Annotated in this window: 19 protein-coding genes and 2 tRNA genes; 18 read left to right on the forward strand and 3 right to left on the reverse strand. The window is 57.5% G+C overall.

The genetic code is table 11. From position 1 onward, the window contains the following. The first annotated feature begins 43 nt into the window (after positions 1 to 43). Both carB and greA read left to right on the forward strand, forming a co-directional pair. A complete protein-coding gene (gene carB, locus AC13CY_RS16330) occupies positions 44 to 3,274 on the forward strand; it encodes a carbamoyl-phosphate synthase large subunit (RefSeq protein WP_483052810.1) in 3,231 nt (1,076 codons plus the stop codon). After that, the gene (gene greA / locus AC13CY_RS16335) at positions 3,271 to 3,747 is read left to right on the forward strand and encodes a transcription elongation factor GreA (protein WP_044629467.1); all 477 of its coding nucleotides are present in this window, start codon (positions 3,271 to 3,273) and stop codon (positions 3,745 to 3,747) included. Before carB ends, greA begins: the two co-directional genes overlap by 4 nt. A gap of 102 nt (positions 3,748 to 3,849) precedes the next feature. Here the strand turns inward: greA and yhbY are convergent, their stop codons facing one another. Next, positions 3,850 to 4,176 (reverse strand): ribosome assembly RNA-binding protein YhbY, encoded by a 327-nt coding sequence (gene yhbY, locus AC13CY_RS16340; RefSeq protein ID WP_062360548.1) that lies wholly within the window; start codon positions 4,174 to 4,176, stop codon positions 3,850 to 3,852. A 114-nt stretch (positions 4,177 to 4,290) separates the two neighbouring features. On the opposite strand from yhbY, the gene rlmE reads away from it, so the two are divergent. The 16 genes from rlmE to AC13CY_RS16420 all read left to right on the forward strand — a co-directional run bounded on the left by rlmE (position 4,291) and on the right by AC13CY_RS16420 (position 21,363). Further along, positions 4,291 to 4,938 (forward strand): 23S rRNA (uridine(2552)-2'-O)-methyltransferase RlmE, encoded by a 648-nt coding sequence (gene rlmE / locus AC13CY_RS16345; protein ID WP_044629468.1) that lies wholly within the window; start codon positions 4,291 to 4,293, stop codon positions 4,936 to 4,938. Between the two features lie 228 nt (positions 4,939 to 5,166). Then, the gene (gene ftsH / locus AC13CY_RS16350) at positions 5,167 to 7,164 is read left to right on the forward strand and encodes an ATP-dependent zinc metalloprotease FtsH (protein WP_253556958.1); all 1,998 of its coding nucleotides are present in this window, start codon (positions 5,167 to 5,169) and stop codon (positions 7,162 to 7,164) included. Between the two features lie 107 nt (positions 7,165 to 7,271). After that, positions 7,272 to 8,189 (forward strand): dihydropteroate synthase, encoded by a 918-nt coding sequence (gene folP / locus AC13CY_RS16355; RefSeq protein WP_253501985.1) that lies wholly within the window; start codon positions 7,272 to 7,274, stop codon positions 8,187 to 8,189. Then, positions 8,186 to 9,535: a phosphoglucosamine mutase gene (glmM, locus tag AC13CY_RS16360; RefSeq protein WP_253556959.1), complete on the forward strand. Its 1,350-nt coding sequence runs from the start codon at positions 8,186 to 8,188 to the stop codon at positions 9,533 to 9,535. Before folP ends, glmM begins: the two co-directional genes overlap by 4 nt. 129 nt (positions 9,536 to 9,664) lie before the next feature. After that, positions 9,665 to 10,414, forward strand: a complete 750-nt coding sequence (tpiA, locus tag AC13CY_RS16365; protein ID WP_074211096.1) for a triose-phosphate isomerase — start codon at positions 9,665 to 9,667, stop codon at positions 10,412 to 10,414. Positions 10,415 to 10,418: 4 nt separating this feature from the next. Further along, entirely contained in the window at positions 10,419 to 10,778 is a 360-nt protein-coding gene (secG, locus tag AC13CY_RS16370; protein ID WP_044629472.1) for a preprotein translocase subunit SecG, read from the forward strand. 34 nt (positions 10,779 to 10,812) lie between these two features. Beyond that, positions 10,813 to 10,899: transfer RNA gene (locus tag AC13CY_RS16375), tRNA-Leu, on the forward strand. Between the two features lie 147 nt (positions 10,900 to 11,046). Beyond that, positions 11,047 to 11,123 (forward strand) — tRNA-Met (locus tag AC13CY_RS16380). 325 nt (positions 11,124 to 11,448) lie between these two features. Continuing rightward, entirely contained in the window at positions 11,449 to 11,910 is a 462-nt protein-coding gene (gene rimP / locus AC13CY_RS16385; protein WP_474790823.1) for a ribosome maturation factor RimP, read from the forward strand. A 70-nt stretch (positions 11,911 to 11,980) separates the two neighbouring features. Next, a complete protein-coding gene (gene nusA, locus AC13CY_RS16390) occupies positions 11,981 to 13,495 on the forward strand; it encodes a transcription termination factor NusA (RefSeq protein WP_044629474.1) in 1,515 nt (504 codons plus the stop codon). A 27-nt stretch (positions 13,496 to 13,522) separates the two neighbouring features. After that, positions 13,523 to 16,063, forward strand: coding sequence for a translation initiation factor IF-2 (infB, locus tag AC13CY_RS16395; RefSeq protein ID WP_058578290.1), 2,541 nt, complete (start codon positions 13,523 to 13,525; stop codon positions 16,061 to 16,063). 17 nt (positions 16,064 to 16,080) lie between these two features. Then, entirely contained in the window at positions 16,081 to 16,494 is a 414-nt protein-coding gene (gene rbfA / locus AC13CY_RS16400; RefSeq protein WP_044629476.1) for a 30S ribosome-binding factor RbfA, read from the forward strand. Next, positions 16,494 to 17,414 (forward strand): tRNA pseudouridine(55) synthase TruB, encoded by a 921-nt coding sequence (gene truB, locus AC13CY_RS16405; RefSeq protein ID WP_062360559.1) that lies wholly within the window; start codon positions 16,494 to 16,496, stop codon positions 17,412 to 17,414. Before rbfA ends, truB begins: the two co-directional genes overlap by 1 nt. Before the next feature lie 117 nt (positions 17,415 to 17,531). After that, positions 17,532 to 17,801, forward strand: a complete 270-nt coding sequence (gene rpsO / locus AC13CY_RS16410) for a 30S ribosomal protein S15 (protein ID WP_009723734.1) — start codon at positions 17,532 to 17,534, stop codon at positions 17,799 to 17,801. Positions 17,802 to 17,938: 137 nt separating this feature from the next. Continuing rightward, complete coding sequence (gene pnp, locus AC13CY_RS16415) at positions 17,939 to 20,104, forward strand: polyribonucleotide nucleotidyltransferase (RefSeq protein ID WP_137094224.1); 2,166 nt, start codon at positions 17,939 to 17,941, stop codon at positions 20,102 to 20,104. Positions 20,105 to 20,193: 89 nt separating this feature from the next. Next, positions 20,194 to 21,363: an MFS transporter gene (locus tag AC13CY_RS16420; protein WP_137094226.1), complete on the forward strand. Its 1,170-nt coding sequence runs from the start codon at positions 20,194 to 20,196 to the stop codon at positions 21,361 to 21,363. Positions 21,364 to 21,437: 74 nt separating this feature from the next. Here AC13CY_RS16420 and AC13CY_RS16425 read toward each other — a convergent pair whose 3' ends face one another. Then, the gene (locus AC13CY_RS16425; RefSeq protein ID WP_044629480.1) at positions 21,438 to 22,616 is read right to left on the reverse strand and encodes an acetyl-CoA C-acetyltransferase; all 1,179 of its coding nucleotides are present in this window, start codon (positions 22,614 to 22,616) and stop codon (positions 21,438 to 21,440) included. Between the two features lie 212 nt (positions 22,617 to 22,828). Further along, a complete protein-coding gene (gene panD / locus AC13CY_RS16430) occupies positions 22,829 to 23,209 on the reverse strand; it encodes an aspartate 1-decarboxylase (protein ID WP_009723730.1) in 381 nt (126 codons plus the stop codon). Positions 23,210 to 23,212: the final 3 nt, after the last annotated feature.

Here is a 23,212-nt window from a genome sequence, read left to right on the forward strand (position 1 = left end):
GCCGTTTTGATGCTCATCGTCACCACTTTTTGCGGGAACCGTTATGCCTAAGCGTACCGATATCAATAGCATTCTTATCATTGGCGCTGGTCCGATTGTCATCGGCCAGGCCTGCGAATTCGACTACTCTGGCGCTCAGGCGTGTAAAGCGCTGCGCGAAGAGGGTTACCGGGTTATTTTGGTCAACTCTAATCCGGCCACCATCATGACCGACCCTGCCATGGCCGATGCCACCTACATCGAGCCGATTACCTGGCAGGCCGTTGAGAAAATTATCGAAGTCGAGCGCCCGGACGCCATTCTCCCCACCATGGGCGGCCAAACCGCGCTGAACTGTGCGCTGGATCTTGAAAAACATGGCGTACTTGCTAAGTACAGTGTTGAGATGATCGGCGCCAACGCCGACGCCATTAATATGGCGGAAGACCGCGACCTGTTCGACCAAGCCATGAAGCGCATTGGCCTGGAGTGCCCGAAAGCCAAAGTGGCGCACACCATGGACGAGGCGTGGGAAATTCAGGCAGAGCTAGGTTTCCCAACAATTATTCGTCCTTCCTACACCATGGGTGGCTCTGGCGGCGGTGTGGCGTACAACAAGGAAGAGTTCGAAGAGATCTGTACCCGCGGTTTCGAGCTTTCCAATAACCACGAGCTGCTGATTGATGAGTCGCTGCTGGGTTGGAAAGAGTACGAAATGGAAGTGGTGCGCGACAAAAACGATAACTGCATTATCGTTTGCGCCATCGAGAACTTCGACCCCATGGGCGTCCACACCGGCGACTCCATCACTGTCGCGCCGGCACAAACGCTGACCGATAAAGAGTACCAGATCATGCGGGACGCGAGCCTCGCGGTACTGCGTGAAATCGGCGTGGAAACCGGCGGCTCCAACGTGCAGTTTGGTATGGACCCGAAAACCGGTCGTCTGGTCGTGATCGAGATGAACCCGCGTGTGTCGCGCTCGTCGGCGCTGGCATCGAAGGCCACCGGTTTCCCGATTGCTAAAATCGCCGCGAAGCTGGCGGTGGGTTACACCCTTGACGAGCTGCAGAACGATATTACTGGCGGTCAAACACCAGCGTCGTTTGAGCCGTCCATCGACTATGTCGTGACCAAAATTCCGCGCTTTACGTTCGAGAAATTCCCCCAAGCGAACGACCGCCTGACCACCCAGATGAAGTCGGTGGGTGAAGTGATGGCGATTGGCCGCACGTTCCAAGAGTCGCTGCAAAAAGCGCTGCGCGGTATGGAAACCGGTAACGACGGCCTCGACCCGATCATTACCGAGTTCACCGATGAAACGATGGCCCAGATTAAGGGCGAGCTGCAGGCCGCGGGTGCCGAGCGTATCTTCTTTGTGGCTGATGCTATGCGCGCTGGTATGAGCGTGGAAGAGATCTTTGCGCTGACCAACATCGACCGCTGGTTCCTGGTGCAAATGGAAGACCTGATTCTCACCGAAGCCGCCGTGTCCAAGCACGCCCTGGCAGAGTTCTCGGCGCGTGAGCTGTTCCAGCTCAAGCGCAAGGGCTTCTCCGATGCGCGGCTGGCGAAGCTGCTGGGCGTCTCCGAGAAGGAGTTCCGCAAGACGCGTCAGGCAGCAGGCATTCGCCCGGTGTACAAGCGCGTGGACACCTGTGCCGCCGAGTTTGCTTCCGATACCGCCTACATGTACTCCACCTATGAAGAGGAGTGCGAAGCGGACGTGTCGGATCGCCAGAAGATCATGGTGCTGGGCGGTGGCCCGAACCGTATCGGTCAGGGTATCGAGTTCGACTACTGCTGTGTGCACGCCGCCTTCGCCATGCGCGACGACGGCTATGAAACCATCATGGTCAACTGCAACCCGGAAACCGTCTCCACCGACTACGACACCTCCGACCGTCTCTACTTCGAGCCGGTGACGCTGGAAGACGTGCTGGAAATCGCCGACAAGGAGAAGCCGGTGGGCGTCATCGTCCAGTTCGGTGGCCAAACCCCGCTGAAGCTGGCTCGCGAGCTGGAAGCCGCAGGCGTGCCGATCATCGGTACCACGCCGGACGCCATCGATCGCGCCGAAGACCGTGAGCGCTTCCAGGTGATGATCGACAAGCTCGGCCTGAAGCAGCCGCCCAACGCCACGGCCCGGAGCTTCGAAGAAGCCTTCACCAAGGCCGAGAAGATCGGCTACCCGCTGGTCGTGCGCCCCAGCTACGTACTAGGTGGCCGTGCCATGGAGATCGTCTACGATGCCTCCGAGCTCGAAAACTACATGACCAACGCGGTGAAGGTCTCTAACGACTCTCCGGTACTGCTGGATCACTTCCTGAGCGCGGCGGTGGAAGTGGATATCGATGCGGTCTCTGACGGCCAGCAGGTCGTGATTGGCGGTATCATGCAGCACGTCGAGCAAGCGGGCGTTCACTCCGGTGACTCCGCCTGCGCGCTGCCGCCTTACTCGCTGCCTGCCGACGTGCAGGACGAGATGCGCGAGCAGGTCAAGAAAATGGCCGTGGAGCTGGGCGTAAAAGGTCTGATGAACGTGCAGCTCGCGTGGCAGGATGGCGAGATCTACGTGATCGAGGTCAACCCCCGTGCATCGCGTACCGTGCCGTTTGTTTCCAAGTGCATCGGCACCTCGCTGGCCCAGATTGCCGCGCGCTGCATGGCTGGTAAGACGCTGGCCGAGCAGGGCTTCGAACGTGAGATCGTGCCGCACTTCTATAGCGTCAAAGAAGCGGTCTTCCCGTTCAACAAGTTCCAGGGCGTTGATCCAATTCTCTCGCCGGAAATGAAATCCACCGGTGAAGTGATGGGCTCGGGCGATACCTTCGCGGAAGCCTTTTTCAAGGCGCAGCTGGGCGCGGGCGAGGCGATCCCGGCGCTGGATGGCGACCGTAAAGCGTTCCTGTCGGTGCGTGAGCCTGATAAGCAGGGGATTATCGAAGTGGCCCGTTCTCTGCTAACATTGGGCTTCACGCTATGTGCAACACGCGGTACCGCTGCGGCCCTCGAAGCCGCCGGGCTGCCCGTGGAGCACGTCAATAAAGTCTACGAAGGCCGTCCCCATATCGTCGATCTGCTGAAGAACGACGAAATCGCCTACATCGTGAATACCACCGAAGGTCGTCAGGCAATCAACGACTCTTCGATCATTCGCCGTACTGCTCTCGCGCGCAAGGTGCCCTATGCGACCACCTTGGCGGGCGCTAATGCTGTTTGCATGGCGCTAGAGTACGGTAGGGAGATTACGGTGCGGCGCCTTCAGGATCTGCATGCAGGAGCAAGTCAATGAACAAGGTCCCGATGACGGTAGCGGGAGAAAAAAGCCTTCGCGAAGAGCTCAACCACTTGAAGGGCGAAGCTCGCCCTCAGGTGATTGCGGCCATCGCTGAAGCGCGTGAACACGGCGACCTAAAGGAGAACGCCGAGTACCACGCCGCCCGTGAACAACAGGGGTTTATTGAAGGCCGTATTCAGGAAATCGAGAGCAAGCTCTCTGGCGCCCAGGTGATTGATGTCACCAAGCTGCCGAAAACCGGCAAGGTGATTTTTGGGGTGACTGTGTCGCTCTTGAACCTGGATAGTGATGCCAGCGTTACCTATCGCATTGTTGGCGAAGATGAAGCCGACATTAAAGCGGGGCGTATTTCGGTCACTTCACCCATTGCGCGCGCGCTGATTGGTAAAGAAGAGGGCGATGTGGTGGTGGTGAAAACGCCCGGCGGCGACGTTGAGTACGAAATTGAGAGTGTTGAACACCTCTAATGTTGTGCGGATAGCGCCATAAAAAAGGCCCGATGCAGGTAGCTGCTTCGGGCCTTTTGACTTAGCGGCGCTTGGCGCCGTGTCAGCATAGTACTGTGTGCGTTAGTGCCGCCCGTGATGGTTCTCGAAGCGGGTAACGTTGGAGAGCTTGGGGTTAGCCTTTGGGTTGCGGCGATAAAGCAGCGCCATTTTGCCAATGGTTTGCACCAGCTCGGCGTTGCTGTCAGCCAGCAGCTCGTTGATCATCGCAGCGCGGTCATCCCGTTCGGGCAGAGCGAGTTTCACTTTAATCAGCTCGTGATCATTGAGCGCGCGGCTGAGTTCTGCGAGCAAATTTTCGGAGACGCCGTTCTCAGAAACGGTGACCACTGGGTTCAAATGGTGGCCAATGCTACGAAATGCTTTCTTTTGTGCCTGTGACAAGCTCATGGTATCTTGCGGTATCCCGGTTAGCGCTTAACGTTCCATCTTACGGTGAAATGCCGCTAAGTGAAAGCAATCACGTGAACGCGCCCATCTCTTATTCCAGTGTCAGATTCCCACATGCAGCAAAAGCCTCCAAGCCGTAAACATTCAGTGAGCAAAACCAGCAACAACTGGAAGAAAGAACATTTCGACGACCAGTACGTGAAACAGAGCTGGCAGGATGGCTACCGCTCCCGGGCGAGCTATAAGCTGCTAGAGCTGGATGAGAAGGATAAACTGTTTCGTAATGGTATGACGATCATTGATCTGGGGGCAGCCCCCGGTGGATGGAGCCAAATCGCTGCCGAAAAAGTCGGGCCAGAGGGCGTGGTTATCGCCTCTGATATTCTGGAGATGGATGCGCTGGCAGGGGTGGACTTTATTCAGGGCGATTTTACCGAGGAGAGCGTACTTAACGCGATTCTTGAGCGCCTGGGAAATCGTCCGGTAGACCTTGTTATGTCGGACATGGCCCCCAATATGAGTGGTATGGCAGCCATCGATCAGCCACAAGCGATGTATCTTGTCGAGCTGGCGTTGGAGTTGGCCCGTGAAACGCTCTCGCCCAAAGGGCGGTTTTTGGTAAAGGTCTTCCAGGGGGAAGGCTTTGACGCCTACCTAAAAGAGCTGCGCGGCAGTTTTGACCGCGTGGTTACCCGCAAACCGGATGCCTCCCGGGCGCGCTCCCGAGAAGTCTATTTTTTGGCGGAGGGTTTTCGCGGTTAAACCAGTGCTGGCAAGGCCCTGGTGTTATGGCAAAGTGCTATAGCAAAGATTTATCACCACGATTGCCAGACAGGCAAGCGTAAGGTGTGTCACATTATGTACATTGGACGAACGTGACACAGATGGCCCAAAGCCAAATGTGCTTTGGCAATGGTTGAACGTTAAGCTCTAGTGTAAGGTCAGAGTATTAGCGGTTAACTGACGGATTCTTGTAATGAGGGTAGCCCCTTGAACGATATGGCGAAGAACCTGATTCTGTGGTTGGTCATCGCGGCCGTTCTACTGACAGTGTTCAATAATTTCAGTACGGAAAGCGCACCGCAAACCACTAACTACTCCCAGTTTGTGCAGCAGGTGCAAAATCAGCAGATCCGCAGCGTCACCATCGATGGGTATACCATCACCGGTGAGCGGATCGATGGTTCGCAGTTCCAGACCATCCGCCCTGCCGCAGAAGATCCCAAGCTGATCGACGACCTGCTGAGCAACAATGTCACGGTGGTCGGCAAGGCGCCGGAGCAGCAAAGCATCTGGACGCGGCTACTGATTGCCAGTTTCCCGATCCTGCTCATTCTGGCGATCTTCATGTTCTTCATGCGCCAGATGCAAGGCGGTGCCGGTGGTGGCAAGGGTGGCCCGATGAGCTTTGGCAAATCCAAGGCGAAGCTGCTCTCCCAGGATCAGATCAAAACCACCTTTGCCGATGTCGCAGGCTGCGACGAAGCGAAGGAGGAAGTAGAAGAGCTGGTCGACTTCCTGCGCGATCCCACCAAGTTCCAACGCCTGGGTGGTACCATTCCCCGCGGCGTACTGATGGTGGGCCCGCCTGGTACCGGTAAAACGTTGCTGGCCAAGTCCATTGCGGGCGAAGCCAAAGTGCCTTTCTTCTCTATTTCAGGCTCTGACTTCGTTGAAATGTTCGTTGGTGTGGGTGCATCCCGCGTTCGTGACATGTTCGAGCAGGCCAAGAAGCAGGCGCCCTGCATTATCTTTATCGACGAAATCGATGCTGTTGGCCGCTCGCGCGGTACCGGCATGGGTGGTGGTAATGATGAGCGTGAGCAGACGCTGAACCAGCTGTTGGTGGAAATGGACGGCTTTGAAGCCAACGAGGGCATTATTGTCATCGCCGCCACCAACCGCCCGGACGTTCTTGACCCCGCGCTGCTGCGCCCGGGCCGCTTCGACCGTCAGGTAACCGTGGGCTTGCCGGATATCCGTGGCCGTGAGCATATTCTGGGCGTTCACCTGCGCAAGGTGCCGCTGGCGGATGACGTGAAGCCGCAGCTGATTGCCCGTGGTACGCCTGGCTTCTCCGGTGCCGACCTGGCCAACCTGGTGAACGAGGCTGCCCTGTTTGCGGCGCGTCGTAACAAGCGCCTGGTAGGCATGGAAGAGCTTGAGCTGGCCAAGGACAAGATCATGATGGGCGCTGAGCGCAAATCCATGGTCATGACCGATAAAGAGAAGCTCAATACCGCTTATCACGAAGCAGGCCACGCGATTATTGGCTTGGTCATGCCTGAGCACGATCCGGTCTACAAGGTGACGATTATTCCCCGTGGCCGCGCGCTGGGTGTGACGATGTTCCTGCCGGAAGAGGATCGCTACAGCCTGTCGCGCCAGCAAATTATCAGCCAGATCTGCTCGCTGTTTGGCGGTCGTATTGCCGAAGAGATGACGCTGGGTGCTAACGGTGTGACCACTGGTGCATCTAACGACATCAAGCGTGCCACTGAGCTGGCTCACAACATGGTGGCCAAATGGGGTCTCTCGGATGAGATGGGCCCGATCATGTACGATGAGGACGAGTCTCACCAGTTCCTCGGTGGCCCTGGTCAGGGCGGTGGTAAGCTGAAATCTGGAGAAACCACCGCGCGTCTTGATAAAGAAGTGCGCAAGATTATCGATGAGTGTTACGAGCAGGCGCGTCAGATTCTGCATGACAACCGCGACAAGCTGGATGCCATGGCAGAAGCGCTGATGAAGTTTGAAACCATCGACGCCAGCCAGCTTAAAGACATCATGGAAGGACGTGACCCGCGTCCGCCGGAAGGCTGGAACGACGGTGACTCCTCCGGTGGTGGAATGCGCATCAGCGACGATAAGCCAGAAGCGAAAGCGGATGAGCAAGCGCCTAACGCGTCAAGCGATGAAGGCGAAGAGGATGACGATGAGCCTCGCCGTCGCCCATCTGACCCGCTAGGTGGTCCGGCAGGTCCTTAATCAAGCCATACTGCTGGTGTTAGCAAAGGCGTCCCATATTGGGGCGCCTTTTTGTTATGCTGTGGGCCAATAGCAGTTACGTTTCTTTTCTATTTTTAGGCGGTAGCATGACACCGAACGTTGACCCTTCATCGCCTTCGCGCCAAGCAGAGAGTGCTTTGCAGCTGCGCTGTGGGCGCCATACGCTTGATCTTTCGTTTCCACGGGTGATGGGTATTTTGAACGTCACGCCTGATTCGTTCTCCGATGGTGGTCAGCATGTTGCCTTAGACGATGCGCTACGCCACGCCGAGCGCATGCTGGCCGAAGGCGCTGCCTTGATTGATGTGGGCGGCGAATCGACCCGTCCAGGCGCTATGGCGGTTTCTGAGCAGCAAGAGCTAGACCGTGTTGCACCCGTAGTGGAAGCGCTGGTGCGCGAACTAGATGCGTTGGTATCGGTGGATACCAGCAGCGCCACGGTAATTCGTGAAGCCAGCGCCTTAGGGGCGGGGATGATTAACGATGTGCGTGCGCTAGAGCGCGAGGGCGCACTGGCAGCTGCCGCCAGCAGCGGTTTGCCTGTGTGTCTGATGCACCGCCAGGGTGAGCCGCAGAACATGCAGCACTCTCCTGAGTACAGCGAGCCCGTAGAGCGTGCGGTCGCGGCGTATTTATCCGAGCGTATCGATGCTTGTGAAGCGGCAGGGCTGCGCCGTCATCGTCTTTTGATCGACCCTGGCTTTGGGTTTGGCAAAACCGTCGAGCATAACCTGCGTTTGCTCAAGTATATGGAGTCGCTGCTCGCGCTTGATCTGCCGATATTGGTAGGCATGTCACGTAAAAGCATGATTGGCAAAGTACTGGGTCGTCCGGTAGAAGAGCGGTTAGCTGGCGGCTTGGCTTTGTCGGCTATGGCGGTTGAACGTGGGGCGAGCATTCTACGAGTGCATGATGTTGGGCCTACAGTGGATGCTGTGAATATGGCTTGGGCGGTACTACAAGAGGGCTGTGAGCCGCCCGTTGATAAGGAACTCTCGTTATGACACGACGCTATTTTGGTACTGACGGTATTCGCGGTACCGTGGGTCAAGCACCGATTACCGCTGATTTTATGCTCAAGTTGGGGTGGGCCGCTGGGCAGGTGCTGCGCCGTGAAAAGGGCCGCACGCGGGTATTAATTGGTAAAGACACGCGTATTTCTGGCTATATGTTTGAGTCGGCGCTGGAAGCGGGGCTTTCAGCCGCCGGTGTGGATGTTTCCCTGTTAGGGCCGATGCCCACGCCTGGGATCGCTTATCTCACACGTACCTTCCGGGCGGATGCGGGCATTGTGATTTCAGCTTCTCATAATCCGTTTGACGATAACGGCATTAAGTTTTTCTCCGCAGAAGGCAAAAAGCTGCCGGATGACGTGGAAGGCCGCATTGAAGCGATGCTGGAAGCCCCGTTGACCACCGCCGATGCAGCGCAGCTAGGTAAGGCGGCACGCATTGACGATGCCGCAGGCCGCTATATTGAGTTCTGTAAATCTACCCTGCCGGACCGACTTAGTCTGCACGGACTGAAAGTGGTATTGGATTGCGCCCACGGTGCCACTTACCATATCGCGCCCAGCGTTTTTCGCGAGCTAGGGGCGGAAGTGAGCGTGATTGGCGCCGCGCCAGATGGATTAAATATCAACCACCATGTGGGATCGACACACCCAGCAGCGCTGCGGGCGGCGGTAATTCAGCAAGGGGCGGATTTAGGCATTGCTTTCGATGGCGATGGCGACCGTGTACTGCTCGTTGATGCGGATGGTCGTGAGGTCGATGGCGACGATATTTTGTACTTAATCGCCCGTGACCGTTTTGAGCGCGGCCTTCTGGAAGGCGGAGTGGTCGGCACGCTGATGAGTAACTTCGGCCTGGGGATGGCATTAGACCGGCTCGGTATCCCGTTCCAGCGTGCCAAAGTAGGCGACCGCTTCGTGATGGAAATGATGGCAGCCAACGGCTGGGAGCTGGGCGGCGAAGCGTCGGGACACATTGTCTGTGGCCACGTACAAACGACCGGTGATGGTATTGTGTCAGCCTTGCAGGTGCTGGGGTTAATGGTGCGGGAGCAAAAACCGTTACCATCGCTGCTGAAAGGGCTGGAAAAAGTGCCGCAATCACTGGTTAATGTGCGCTTGCCCGCAGGGTTGAATGCCAAAGAGGTTATGGCTGCCCAACCGCTGTTGGATGCTGTGGCTGCATTAGAGGCTGAATTAGGGGACCAAGGGCGGGTACTGCTGCGCCCATCCGGCACCGAGCCATTAATCCGCGTAATGGTGGAAGGACGCGCTCATTTGGATGTGGATCGCTTAGCTAATAAGCTGGCAGGTCAAGTGCAGGCGCTACTCGGCTAGCATGCTGGGTCGTGAATAGCCGTCCTTGCTTGGCAGAGCGCGTCCTGCTTGTCACTGGGCTTGCAACAGCGGTTGTCTTGACAAGGCGGCTCCTATACCATTTTGCTCCACCTTGAGTGAGGATTATCCATGCGTACGCCATTAATCGCCGGTAACTGGAAAATGAACGGTTCTGCGGCGTTGATTGAGTCGTTTGGCAAAACGTTTGCTTCTGCTGCGCTGCCCGCCAATATCGACGTGGTGGTCATTCCGCCGTTTCCCTATCTAGACGCTGCGCGCCATGCGTTCAGCAACACGCCGCTGCAGTTAGGGGCGCAAACGCTTAATCCTCATCACTCCGGGGCACATACCGGGGAAGTGAGCGGTAGCATGCTCAAAGAGTTTGGTGTGGCCTACGTGTTGGTGGGGCATTCTGAGCGCCGCCAGCTTTACCGCGAAAGCGACGAGCAGGTGTTTGACCGTCTGTTGGCAGCCCTTGATACTGGGCTGACGCCTATTCTATGCGTGGGTGAAACGCTGGAAGAGCGCGATGCAGGCCGCACGATGGACGTTGTGTTGCGCCAAGTAGGCTATATCATGGCTCGCTTAGCACCAGAGCAGCGTCTGCAAATCGTTATTGCCTACGAGCCTGTGTGGGCGATAGGTACCGGCCGTACGGCCACGCCAGAGCAGGCGCAAGAGGTCATGGCAGGCATTCGTGCCTATCAGGCAGGGTTTGATGCGTCGCTTGCCGAGCAGCTGAAACTGCTTTACGGCGGTAGCATGAACGCAAGTAACGCGGCTGAGCTGCTCGCCCAGCCGGACATCGACGGCGGTTTAGTGGGCGGTGCCTCGCTTAAAACCGACGATTTCTACGCCATTTGTCAGTCAGCAGGATAACTCCATGCAAGTTGCAATTCTTATGGTTCACGTGGTGATTGCGGTCGCCTTGGTTGTACTCATCCTGCTCCAGCAGGGAAAAGGTGCCGAAGCAGGCGCAGCCTTTGGTGGTGGTGCGTCGCAAACGGTTTTCGGCTCGCGGGGCAGTGGTAACTTCCTGTCGCGTACCACCGGTATTTTAGCCGCTGGCTTTTTTGTGACCTCGATGGCTCTAGCATACTTTGCCACTCAGGCAGGCCAAGCGCCGGAAGCCGGTATTCCTGATGCGCGGCTGATCGAACAGCAGCAAAACATTCCAATGCTTGACGACTCCCCTGCAAGTATGGATAATACCGCGCCAGTGCTAGAGGAAAGCAGCGAGTAACTTCTTGATGTCGCTTTCTTTAGCCTCCCCTGATGCCGAAGTGGTGGAATTGGTAGACACGCTATCTTGAGGGGGTAGTGACCGTATGGTCGTGCGGGTTCAAGTCCCGCCTTCGGCACCATCTGTTTCGCTGGTTTACCAGCTTCCCAGAATGTCAGGATTGGCACCTGAGGCGAAAGACGCATTTGAAAAAGTTTTTGAAACAAGTTCTTGGAATGAGTTCTTGACGTAAGCCTTTCAAGTGTCTATTATCGTCGACCTAGATTGATGCGGGGTGGAGCAGTCTGGTAGCTCGTCGGGCTCATAACCCGAAGGTCATCGGTTCAAATCCGGTCCCCGCTACCATTTATCTAGTAGCATGGTTTAGGATCAATGGCATGTATTAAGGTGCTTTTGAGCTGCGAAAAATTCGCGACATGTTGCTAAAATGGTACTACAGGTTTCTTTTGAAAAGCCCCTTCCTGTGAAGGGGCTTTTTGTTAGTAGCTTTTTGTAACTGGTTTTTTGTAAACAGCTTTTATGAAGAGCTTTTTGCGAGCCAAGCGTGTCTCAAGAGCGGATGTTGTTCGAGTAGCCAGAGACACATTCCCAGGTAATGCCAATCAGCCACCTAGCTTTTCTTACGACTCCTGGCCAGGTGCCTGATGCAACGGCTATAGGAGCTTTGTCTGTGGCCACAAAACACGCTGCGCTTCACGCGCTGATCGAACCTGTCGTTGCCGCCATGGGCTTCGAGCTATGGGGTATCGACCATATTTCCCAGGGCAAGCATTCGCGGCTGGTGATTTACATCGAGCGCGAGAGCGGTGTCAACGTGGAAGACTGCGCTGATATTAGCCGCCAAGTCAGTGCCGTGATGGATGTGGAAGACCCCATTCCCGGCGAATACCGCTTGGAAGTCTCGTCGCCCGGCATGGCACGTCCCCTTTACTCCCTGGATCACTTTATCCGCTATCAGGGCCACCAGGTCGCTCTGAAACTACGCGTCGCGTTCGATGGGCGACGCAAATACCAAGGGCTCCTCGCAGGTGTCGAGGGCGATGAAGTGCTACTGCAACTGGAAGGCGAAGAGTACTGCTTTCCTATCGAAAGCATCGATTCTGCGCACGTTGTCCCGCAGTTCGACGAATAACACGGGTCGCGGCTTCCGGCAGGCGCCGGGATGATGCACAAAAGGACAGGTTTTCTGGCGAGGCAAACGCATGAGTAAAGAAATTTTAATGGTCGTGGACGCGATCTCTAATGAAAAAGGCGTCCCCCGCGATGTCATCTTCGAAGCGGTAGAAGCCGCGCTGGCCAGCGCGTCGCGTAAGCGTTTTGAGCACGAAGAAGCCAATGTGCGCGTTCATATTGATCGCCGCACCGGTGACTACGATACGTTCCGCTACTGGACCGTGGTCGAAGATGACGAATTCGAAACGCCAGACTATGAAATCAAGCAGAGCATTGCCGAGCAGCGCGACCCGCCGCTGAAGCTGGGCGATGTGGTCGAGCAAAAGATCGAAAACGCCGTGTTCGGGCGTATCGCCGCGCAAACTGCCAAGCAGGTCATCGTGCAGAAAGTGCGCGAAGCCGAGCGTGCCGAAGTCGTGCGTCAGTACGCTGACCGTGAAGGCGAACTCGTTGCGGGTATCGTTAAGAAGACCACCCGTGACGGCCTGATCATTGATCTGGGAGAAAACGCCGAAGCGTTTTTGCCGCGTAACGAGATGATCCCCGGCGAGCGCTACCGGATGAACGAGCGTGTTCGCGCGCTGCTGGTCAAGGTTGACCCGGACGCTCGCGGTGCGCAGCTGCAACTCTCACGCACCTGCCCTGAATTCATCATTGAGCTGTTCAAAATTGAGGTGCCGGAAATCGCCGAGCAGCTGATTGAAATCAAAGGTGCTGCTCGCGACCCCGGCTCACGTGCCAAGATCGCAGTGAAAACCAACGACCGCCGCATTGATCCGGTCGGTGCCTGCGTCGGTATGCGTGGCTCACGGGTTCAGGCGGTATCATCTGAGCTGCAAAACGAGCGTGTAGATATCGTTCTGTGGGACGACAACCCGGCTCAACTGGTGATCAACGCCATGGCGCCGGCCGACGTGGCCTCGATCTTGGTGGACGAGGATGCGCACGCTATGGACGTCGCCGTGGCACAGGACAACCTGGCACAGGCCATTGGCCGTAGCGGCCAGAACGTGCGTTTGGCGTCTGAATTGACCGGCTGGCGGATCAACGTCATGACCGAAGATGAAGCGGAGTCCAAGCGCGAGCAGGAAATCGACAGCCTGGTGGATTCCTTTGTTCATCATCTGGGGGTCGATGATGAGGTCGCTCGCCTGCTAGTGGAGGAAGGGTTTACCACCCTGGAAGAAGTTGCCTACGTGCCGCTGGAAGAGATGCTCGAAATCGAAGAGTTCGACGAAGAGCTGGTGGAAGAGCTGCGTGCACGCGCAAAAGACGAGCTGCTGACGATGGCGATTGCCTCGGAAGAAGCGCTGGACGGTGCCCAACCAGCGGATGACCTGCTGGAGATGGACGGTATGGAGCGCCACCTGGCCTTCATTCTGGCCAGCCGCGGTATCGTCACAATGGAAGATCTCGCCGAGCAGTCTGTCGACGATCTGGTCGATATCGAGGAGTTGGACGAAGCGCGCGCAGCGGCACTGATCATGACTGCCCGTGCGCCCTGGTTTGAAGTCGATGACACATCGGATTCAAACACACAGTAAACAGGTCACGGGCTGAGGAGGGTCACTATGTCAGATATGACAGTTAAAGATTTTGCAGTAAAGGTGGGCCGCGATGTGCCCCGCCTATTGGAACAGATGAAAGAAGCTGGCTTGAAGCATGCTTCAGAAAACGACGCCGTGTCTGAAGATGACAAGCAGACACTGCTAAGCTTTTTGAAGAAAAGCCACGGCGGCGGCGACAGCGAACCGAGCAAAAACCGTATTACGCTGACCCGTAAAACCCGCAGCCGCATCAAGACCGGCGAGCGCGGTAAAACGATCGAAGTACAGGTTCGTAAGAAGAAAACCTACGTTAAGCGCGAAGAAGATGAGAAGCCGAAGGCGCCTGAACCCAAGCACTCTGGCCCGCGTCAGTTGGTAGGCGATATGGCGGAAGCAGAAGCAGAGCGTAAAGCGCGCGATGCCCGCGTCGCTGAAGAGAAAGCCGCCGCTGCGAAAGCCAAAGCTGCCGAAGACGCCGCGCGTAAAGAAGCGGAAGAGAAGGCCAAAGCCAAAGCCGCTGCAGTGCCGGATATCGAAGTGCCCGAGCTTGAAATCGACGACACGCCGGTAGCCGATGATCTGCCGCCGGCACCGCCGAAAGAGGGCCGTACCGATCGTCGTACTGCGCCGCCGAAAAAGGCAGCCGCGAAGAAGAAAGGTCGTGACGACGACGATGATCGTGGCGATCGCGAAGAGCGTAAGCGCGGCGGCGGCAAGAAAGTGAAGCGTGCCGAGCGCCGTGGCGGACGTCGTGGTGGTGCTAGCCAAAGTGGTAATGGCAAGCACGGCTTCCAGAAGCCGACGCAGCCGATCGTTCGTGAAGTCTCGATCCCTGAGTCGATCAGCGTTGCTGAGCTGGCCGACAAGATGTCGATCAAGGCCAACGAAGTCATCAAGGCCATGTTCACCATGGGTGCTGCGGTGACCATCAACCAAACAATCGACCAGGATACAGCGGCGATTGTGGTGGAAGAGATGGGCCACAAGGTCAAACTGGTGAAAGATGACGCGCTGGAAACGGAAATGCTGGAAGGCATCTCCTACGAAGGCGAAGAGATCACCCGCTCACCGGTCGTCACCGTCATGGGTCACGTTGACCACGGTAAGACCTCGCTGCTGGACTATATCCGTCGTGCGAAAGTCGCCACTGGCGAAGCGGGCGGTATTACCCAGCACATCGGTGCCTACCATGTGGAAGATGACCACGGTGGCGTGACCTTCCTGGATACCCCGGGTCACGCGGCGTTTACCGCCATGCGTGCTCGCGGTGCGAAAGCCACCGACGTGGTCATCCTGGTGGTGGCGGCCGACGACGGCGTCATGCCGCAAACCATCGAAGCCGTCGAGCACTCGAAAGCTGCTGGTGTACCGATGGTCGTGGCCGTGAACAAGATCGATAAGCCCCAGGCCGATCCTGATCGTGTCAAGAACGAGCTGTCGCAGCACGGCGTTATCTCGGAAGAGTGGGGCGGCGATACGCAGTTCGTTCACGTCTCTGCGAAGAGCGGTGAAGGCATCGAAGATCTGCTGGAAGCCATCCAGCTGGTATCTGAAGTACTCGAGCTCAAAGCCGTTCCGTCGGCACCGGGTAAAGGTGTGGTAGTTGAGTCGCGCTTGGATAAAGGGCGCGGTCCGGTCGCTACCGTGCTGGTTCAAAACGGTACGCTGAAGAAGGGTGATATCGTCCTGGCTGGCCTGCATTACGGTCGCGTACGTGCGCTGACCAACGAGCTAGGCAAGCAGGTCGATACCGCTGGCCCCGCCATGCCGGTCGAGATCCAAGGTCTCGACGGCACACCAGATGCTGGTGACGACTTCATGGTCGTGGCCGACGAGAAGAAAGCCCGCGAAGTAGCTAACTTCCGTCAGGGTAAATACCGCGAAGTACGCCTGGCGCGTCAGCAGAAGGCCAAGCTGGAGAACATGTTCAGCCAGATGGGCCAAGACGAAGTGGCCAAGGTCAACATCGTCCTCAAAGCCGACGTACAGGGCTCGCTGGAAGCGATCAAAGGCGCCTTGGAAGAGCTCTCCACCGAAGAAGTGCAGGTGGCCGTGGTCTCCTCTGGTGTGGGGGGGATCACCGGTACCGACGCCAACTTGGCGCTGGCCTCGGAAGCCATCGTGGTGGGCTTCAACGTCCGTGCCGATGCCGCTGCTCGTGAGATCATCGAGCGTGAAGGTCTGGATCTGCGCTACTACAGTGTCATCTACCACCTGATCGACGAAGTCAAACAGGCGATGAGCGGTATGCTCGCCCCCGAGTGGAAAGAAGAGATCGTGGGTGTGGCCGAAGTACGCGACGTGTTCCGCGCGCCGAAGATCGGTGCGGTGGCTGGCTGTATGGTCGTCGAAGGCACCGTGTCGCGCAGCAAGCGTATCCGCGTTCTGCGTGACAACGTGGTCATCTACGAAGGCGAGCTCGAATCGCTGCGCCGCTTCAAAGACGACGTACAAGAAGTGCGTAACGGCATGGAGTGTGGCATCGGCGTGAAGAACTACAACGATGTCCAGGTCGGCGACAAGATCGAAGTCTTTGACCAAGTGAAGGTCGAGCGCAGCCTGTAAGGCCGCGAGGAGCAAGCATGCGCGAATTTAAGCGTACCGACCGAGTAGCCGACCAGCTCCAAAAGGAGCTGGCGGTACTGATCCAACGCGAAGTGAAAGATCCGCGCTTGGGCATGGTCACGGTGAGCGGGGCCACCGTTAGTCGTGACCTTGGCTACGCCGATATCTACGTCACCCTGCTGGGTGAACAGGATCCCGAGCGTATCAAGGAGAACCTGCAGGTACTGAAACGTGCAGCAGGGTTTCTGAGAAGCCAAATCGCCCAGCGCATCAAGCTGCGTCACGTACCCGAACTGCGCTTTCATTTCGATGAAAGTGTGGTGCGCGGCCAGCACCTCTCATCGCTGATCGACGAAGCGGTCTCTTCTGACCGTGCCCGTCAAGCGGAAGACGAGGGCGGCAGTGAAGAGCAAGGTGAGGAGGCGCGCTAATGCCCCGTCGCCGTCGCGGATTACCGGTCAATGGCGTGGTGCTGCTGGATAAGCCGAAAGGCCTCTCCAGCAATCACGCGCTGCAGCGTGTGCGCCGTCTCTTTGAGGCGCAAAAAGCCGGGCATACCGGCACGCTGGACCCGATGGCGACAGGCTTGCTGCCTATCTGCCTGGGGGAGGCCACCAAGTTTTCCGCGCATCTGCTGGAAGCCGACAAGATGTATCGCACCCGGGTCGAACTGGGGGTGATCACCGATACCGGCGATGCCGAAGGCACTGTGCTGGAGCGGCGCGAGGTGCCAAACCTTGCGGTCGAGGACATCGAATCTGTCTTGACGCGTTTTCGCGGCGAGATCGATCAGGTGCCGCCCATGTACTCGGCGCTCAAGCATCAGGGTAAAAAGCTCTACGAGTTGGCCCGCGAGGGGAAACAGGTTGAACGTGCAGCGCGGCGGGTAAGCGTGTATGATGCGCGCCTGCTTTCGTTCGAGGGCACGGCGTTCGAGCTGGAAGTCAGCTGCAGCAAAGGCACGTACATCCGCACGTTGGCGGAAGACATTGGCCACGCGCTGGGCTGTGGTGCCCATATCAGTCAGCTACGTCGGCTCAAAACCGGGCCGTTCGATGGTGATGCGATGTGGACACTCGAGGCACTGGAAGCACTGGCTAGCCAAGCCGACCGCGAGGCGGAACTGATGCCCGTGGATGTGCTGGTCGATCACCTGCCGTCGCTTAGCGTCGATGACACCTCGTTTGGCCGACTGGCCCACGGACAGTCAGCCGAGCTCACCGTCGATGAATTGGCACCCGATGCGTTGGCACGACTTTATCACGCCGAGACGTTTATCGGCCTTGGCGTTGTAAAAGGGCCGCAGGAAGTGGCCCCCAAGCGGCTGTTAAGTACGGTCGCTCGTTCGTAATATCGCGGTAAAACGTTGCAAGGATGTGGCGATTTGCGCGAAAATGGTCGCCTGAGACTGCAAATATGCGTGGTCTCACCCATTCATTTTTAGGCATATTGCTTACTGGAGAGACAGATGGCATTAACCGCTGAGAAAAAGGCCGAGATCGTCAACGAATACGGCCGCGGCGATAACGATACCGGTTCCCCTGAAGTTCAGGTTGCACTGCTGAGCGCCAACATCAACGGCCTGCAGGACCACTTCAAGACCAACAAGCAGGATCACCACTCTCGTCGTGGTCTGATCCGCATGGTAAACCAGCGTCGTAAGCTGCTGGACTACCTGAAGCGTAAAGATTTCGAACGCTATCAGTCTCTGATTCAGCGTCTGGGTCTGCGCCGCTAAGTTCTTAACGGCAATGATTCGAAACGGGCAGCTCCTTGTGGGCTGCCCGTTTTTTTGTTTCTGGTAGCCGTACGGCGCGTCAACGCCTAGAATGGTGGCGAGTCAAACGACCCAAGCGAAAAGACAAGTAGCTATTAATGTTAAAGGAAGTAGCCGTGAATCCGGTCAAAAAAACGTTCCAATACGGTCGCAGCACCGTCACCCTCGAAACTGGGCGTATCGCTCGCCAAGCCACTGGTGCCGTGATGGTCACCATGGACGAAACCGTCGTGCTGTGTACGGTGGTGGCGAAGAAAGATGTGAACCCAGGCCAGCCCTTTTTCCCGCTCTCGGTACACTACCAAGAGAAGACCTACGCCGTGGGTAAAATCCCCGGCGGCTTCTTTAAGCGTGAAGGTCGCCCGACGGAGAAGGAGACCCTCACGTCGCGTTTGATCGACCGCCCGATTCGCCCGCTGTTTCCGAAAGGCTTCATGAACGAAGTGCAGGTGATCTGTACCGTTCTATCCACCGACCGTAATCACGATCCGGACATCGCGGCCATGCTGGGCACCTCGGCGGCGCTGAGCATTTCTGGCGTACCGTTTAACGGCCCGATTGGCGCTGCTCGCGTTGGTTTCAACGAAGAGCAAGGCTACTTCCTGAATCCCACCGTCGAAGAGCTGACCACCTCCGAGCTGGACATGGTGGTGGCCGGTACCGAAAACGCCGTGCTGATGGTGGAGTCCGAAGCGCAAGAGTTGCTCGAAGACGAAATGCTGGGTGCCGTACTGTTTGGCCACCAGGAGATGCAAGTCGCGATCGACGCCATTAAAGAATTGACTGCCGACGCTGGTAAGCCGCGCTGGGAGTGGCAGGCGCCGGCAGAAAACGTTGCCTTGAAAACGGCCATGGCCGATGCTTTTGAAGCCAAAGTGGGTGAGGCGTACCGCATCACCGATAAAATGCAGCGCCAAGATGCACTCGCAGCGCTGAAAGACGCGGCCGTCGAACAGTTAGCGGCTGCCGAAGGCGAAGAGGAAGCGGAAGGCAAGTTCAGCAAGGATGACGTGAAAGGCGCGTTCGCAGCGCTTGAGAAGCGTGTGGTGCGCTCCCGCGTGGTCAAGGGCGAGCCGCGTATCGATGGCCGCGACAACGTCACCGTGCGTCCGCTGAACATCGAAGTCGGCGTGCTGCCGAAAACTCACGGCTCAGCCATCTTCACCCGTGGTGAGACCCAGGCCATTGCGGTCGCAACACTCGGCACGCTGCGCGATTCGCAGCTCATCGAGTCGCTGGAAGGCGAGCGTAAAGACCGCTTCATGCTGCACTACAACTTCCCTCCCTACTCGGTGGGTGAAGCGGGCTTCATGGGTGGCCCAAAGCGCCGTGAAATCGGCCACGGCCGTTTGGCGCGTCGCGGTGTCCAAGCGATGCTGCCATCCGAAGAAGAGTTCCCCTACACCATCCGTGTGGTGTCGGAAATCACCGAATCCAATGGCTCTAGCTCCATGGCGTCCGTGTGCGGTTCCTCGCTGGCGTTGATGGATGCGGGCGTTCCGCTGAAAGCCCCGGTGGCGGGTATTGCCATGGGCCTCGTCAAAGACGAAGACGGCTACGCGGTGCTGACCGATATCCTGGGTGACGAAGACCACCTGGGTGACATGGACTTCAAAGTGGCCGGTTCTGAAGAGGGCGTCACTGCCCTGCAGATGGACATCAAGATCGAGGGCATCAACGAAGAGATCATGGAGACTGCGCTGCAACAGGCCCACGATGCGCGCATCGGTATCCTGGCGCAGATGAACGCCGTGATCAGCCAGAGCCGTAACGAGGTGTCGGAAAACGCCCCTTCCATGGCGACGATCAAAATCGATCCGGACAAGATTCGCGACGTCATCGGCAAGGGCGGCGCCACCATTCGTAAGATTTGCGAAGACACCGGCGCATCGATCGATCTTGATGACGATGGCACCGTTCGCATCTACGCCGAAGACAAAGCCGCTGCCAAGAAAGCGATCGATACCGTACTGGCGATCACCGCCGAAGCGGAAATCGGCAAGCTGTACAAAGGCAAGGTCGTACGTATCGCCGACTTTGGTGCGTTCGTGAACATCATGCCGGGAACCGATGGCCTGGTGCACATCTCGCAAATCGTCCAGGAGCGCGTCAATAACGTGCGCGACTTCCTGAACGAAGGCGACGATGTCATCGTGAAGGTGTTGGATATCGACAACCGCAACCGCGTGAAGCTCTCGATCAAAGAGATCACCGAAGAAGAGAAAGCAGCGTTTGAAGCTGCCGAGGCGGACGTCGCTAGCTAACGAGTGCTCAGCGTAGGATTTACCGCCCCCGCAGCCCTTGGCTGTGGGGGCGGTGTCGTTTTGATAGGTCAGGAATGTGAGGACATAGCATGGAGCAGCAGGAATCGCCGCGTTGGTGGGCGGTGGTGGCCGTGATGATCGGCATTTTTTTGTTGGTGACCGCAGAGCAACTACCCATCGGTTTGCTCTCTCAGGTGGCAGAATCGATGGGCGTGACCCCAGGTATGGCAGGGTTGATGGTGACGGTGCCCGGCGTCGTGGCGGCGTTTTCAGCGCCGCTGCTACCGGTGGCGGTAGGGCGTCTCGATCGCCGTATCATGCTGACGCTGATGATGGCAGTGATGGTGCTGGGCAGCGTGCTCTCCGCCATGGCCAGCAACTTTGCCCTACTGTTGGCGGCGCGAGTGTTGGTGGGGATCAGTATCGGCGGTTTTTGGGCCATTGCGGGCAGTATTGCGCCACGTCTGGTGCCTAGCGATCAGGTGTCGCGGGCCATGACCATCATTTTTGGCGGCGTGGCGGCGGCCTCGGTGCTCGGCGTACCGTTGGGCACGCTGCTGGGTGATATCAGTAACTGGCGCGTGGCCTTTGGTGCCTTGGGGGGCTTGAGTTTGCTCACGGCGTTGGCGCTTTGGCGCTGGCTACCGCCACTGCCGCCCCGCGAGCCAGTAAGGTTACGGATGCTTGCGCAACAGCTAAAGAATCGTGGCGTGCGGGTAGCGGTGCTGACCACGGGCTTTGTGGTGGTTGGCCACTTTGCCGCTTATACCTTTATCAGCCCGATCCTTCAGGAGATTAGCGGTATTGCCCAGCGTCACGTCGGAAGCTTGCTGTTGCTCTACGGGGCGGCGGGGATTTTGGGCAATATCGCGGCGGGTGTCTTTGCTGGGCGACATCCCTACCGTGCGGTGCTGGCGATTCCCAGCCTACTGCTGGTAGTCGTGGCGCTATTCCCACTATTAGGTGTTCAGCCCACTAGCGGCGTTATGCTGCTGATGGTGTGGGGCGCAGTCTTTGGCAGTGTGTCGGTGAGCATTCAAACTTGGATACTGCGCACCGCGCCTAACACGGAAGCCGCCACGGCGCTGATGGCATTTGTCTTTAATATGTCGATTGGCCTGGGAGCTATGGTAGGTGGCCAAGTGGTTGATACCACCAGCCTGCCCATGGCCATGTGGGCGGCATCAGGGCTGTTTCTGTTGGGGATGCTATTGGTATGGCGCACACCCTCGCGCATTGTGGGGGAGAAGCGTCGCTAATGGCTTGGCAAGACCAGTGAAAAAAATGCCCCCGCGTGGCGGGGGCACTCTCTCTACGTTCCGCTTAAGAGGTGTTACGGACGCTCAATCGCCAGTGCAACCCCTTGGCCACCGCCAATACATAGCGTCGCCAAGCCTTTTTTGGCATCGCGGGCGATCATTTCGTGGAGCAGTGTCACCAGCACGCGGCAGCCCGACGCACCAATAGGGTGACCTAGCGCGATGGCGCCGCCGTTGACGTTCACCTTCGACGTGTCCCAGCCCAGCTCTTTATTGACCGACAGCGCTTGAGCAGCGAAGGCTTCGTTGGCTTCAACGAGGTCCAGGTCATCCAAGCTCCAGCCTGCTTTTTCCAAGCAGCGGCGTGTTGCCGGGGCTGGGCCAATACCCATAATGGCCGGGTCGACGCCTGCGTTGGAGTAGGCGGCAATGCGGGCTAGGGGCTCCAGGCCAAGCTCTTTGGCTTTTTCCGCCGAGCAGAGCATAACCACGGCCGCGCCGTCGTTCAGCGACGAGGCGTTACCCGCCGTCACGGTGCCGTCTTTCTTGAACGCAGGACGCATCCCGGCCAGCTTGTCTGCCGTGACTTCACGAGGGTTTTCGTCGGTATCGAAGACCACCGGGTCGCCTTTACGCTGCGGCACCTCGACCGGGACAATCTGGCTTTTGAATTTGCCCTCTTTGATGGCGGCAGCAGCTTTTTGCTGGGAAGCGGCGGCAAATTCGTCCATGGCTTCTCGCGTGATACCGTACTTCTCTGCCAGGTTCTCGGCCGTGATGCCCATGTGGTAGTTATTGAACGCATCCCACAAGCCATCGTGCACCATGGAGTCGATAGCCTTCCAGTCGCCCATGCGCTGGCCGTTGCGCGAGTTCGGCAGAATATGGGGAGAGGCGGACATGTTCTCCTGACCACCGGCCAGCACGATCTCGGCATCGCCGCAGCGGATGGCTTGAGTCGCCAGGTGCAGCGCTTTGAGGCCAGAGCCACACACTTTGTTGATCGTCATGGCCGGTACGGTGTCTGGCAGGCCTGCCTTGATGGCTGCTTGGCGCGCCGGGTTTTGGCCAACGCCTGCGGTGAGCACTTGGCCCAGTAGCACTTCATCGATTTGCGCAGGAGCCACCCCAGTGGAAGCCATAATATCTTTAATCACTAGTGCGCCCAGGTCGCTGGCAGGAATACCAGCGAGTGATCCACCAAAGCTACCTACGGCGGTGCGGCGTGCCGCCACAATGACCACGTCTTGCATACGATGACTCCTTGAGTAAGTGTTGCATCGTTCCTATGGCAGATAGACGTCGCTGCCTATCCGTTGTTATTAACATCGTTATTAGCGTGTATTGACAGGCTTGGCTATCAGCATAGGGGAAGATTGTGCATTGCGGCAATACGCTTTTTTGGCAAATAAAAACAGGCCGATCAACGGCCCGTTAAATAACAACGCATTCTCAGATGATTAGCTTATGCCAATTGGACCGGAATGGCGTTGCTGGTATGGCTAACGTGGTTGCCTTCTTGGAGATACACCAGCGCAGGCTGATGGTTTTCAAGTTCGGCTTCTGAGTAGTGGGCGTAGCTGCAAATAATGATGCGGTGCCCTGGCGAGGCTAGGTGCGCCGCTGCGCCGTTGATCGAGATCAAACGTGACCCCTCTTCGCCACGAATGGCATAAGTGGTGAAGCGCTCGCCGTTCTCCACGTTATAAATCTGAATCTGTTCATTTTCGCGGATACCGGCCATATCCAGCAGTTCGCCGTCGATGGCGCACGAGCCTTCGTAATTGAGAACGGCGTGGGTAACGCGGGCCATGTGCAGCTTGGCTTTGAGCATAATGGTATGCATAGA

It is taken from the genome of Vreelandella sp. L-15, assembly GCF_056857635.1.

Excerpts from the sequence above, each read along its gene's own strand:
- carB (WP_483052810.1), top strand. The coding sequence starts at position 44 with ATGCCTAAGCGTACCGATATCAATAGCATTCTTATCATTGGCGCTGGT.
- greA (WP_044629467.1), top strand. The coding sequence starts at position 3,271 with ATGAACAAGGTCCCGATGACGGTAGCGGGAGAAAAAAGCCTTCGCGAA.
- yhbY (WP_062360548.1), bottom strand. The coding sequence starts at position 4,176 with ATGAGCTTGTCACAGGCACAAAAGAAAGCATTTCGTAGCATTGGCCAC.
- rlmE (WP_044629468.1), top strand. The coding sequence starts at position 4,291 with ATGCAGCAAAAGCCTCCAAGCCGTAAACATTCAGTGAGCAAAACCAGC.
- folP (WP_253501985.1), top strand. The coding sequence starts at position 7,272 with ATGACACCGAACGTTGACCCTTCATCGCCTTCGCGCCAAGCAGAGAGT.
- glmM (WP_253556959.1), top strand. The coding sequence starts at position 8,186 with ATGACACGACGCTATTTTGGTACTGACGGTATTCGCGGTACCGTGGGT.
- tpiA (WP_074211096.1), top strand. The coding sequence starts at position 9,665 with ATGCGTACGCCATTAATCGCCGGTAACTGGAAAATGAACGGTTCTGCG.
- secG (WP_044629472.1), top strand. The coding sequence starts at position 10,419 with ATGCAAGTTGCAATTCTTATGGTTCACGTGGTGATTGCGGTCGCCTTG.
- nusA (WP_044629474.1), top strand. The coding sequence starts at position 11,981 with ATGAGTAAAGAAATTTTAATGGTCGTGGACGCGATCTCTAATGAAAAA.
- infB (WP_058578290.1), top strand. The coding sequence starts at position 13,523 with ATGTCAGATATGACAGTTAAAGATTTTGCAGTAAAGGTGGGCCGCGAT.
- rbfA (WP_044629476.1), top strand. The coding sequence starts at position 16,081 with ATGCGCGAATTTAAGCGTACCGACCGAGTAGCCGACCAGCTCCAAAAG.
- truB (WP_062360559.1), top strand. The coding sequence starts at position 16,494 with ATGCCCCGTCGCCGTCGCGGATTACCGGTCAATGGCGTGGTGCTGCTG.
- rpsO (WP_009723734.1), top strand. The coding sequence starts at position 17,532 with ATGGCATTAACCGCTGAGAAAAAGGCCGAGATCGTCAACGAATACGGC.
- pnp (WP_137094224.1), top strand. The coding sequence starts at position 17,939 with ATGTTAAAGGAAGTAGCCGTGAATCCGGTCAAAAAAACGTTCCAATAC.
- AC13CY_RS16420 (WP_137094226.1), top strand. The coding sequence starts at position 20,194 with ATGGAGCAGCAGGAATCGCCGCGTTGGTGGGCGGTGGTGGCCGTGATG.
- AC13CY_RS16425 (WP_044629480.1), bottom strand. The coding sequence starts at position 22,616 with ATGCAAGACGTGGTCATTGTGGCGGCACGCCGCACCGCCGTAGGTAGC.
- panD (WP_009723730.1), bottom strand. The coding sequence starts at position 23,209 with ATGCATACCATTATGCTCAAAGCCAAGCTGCACATGGCCCGCGTTACC.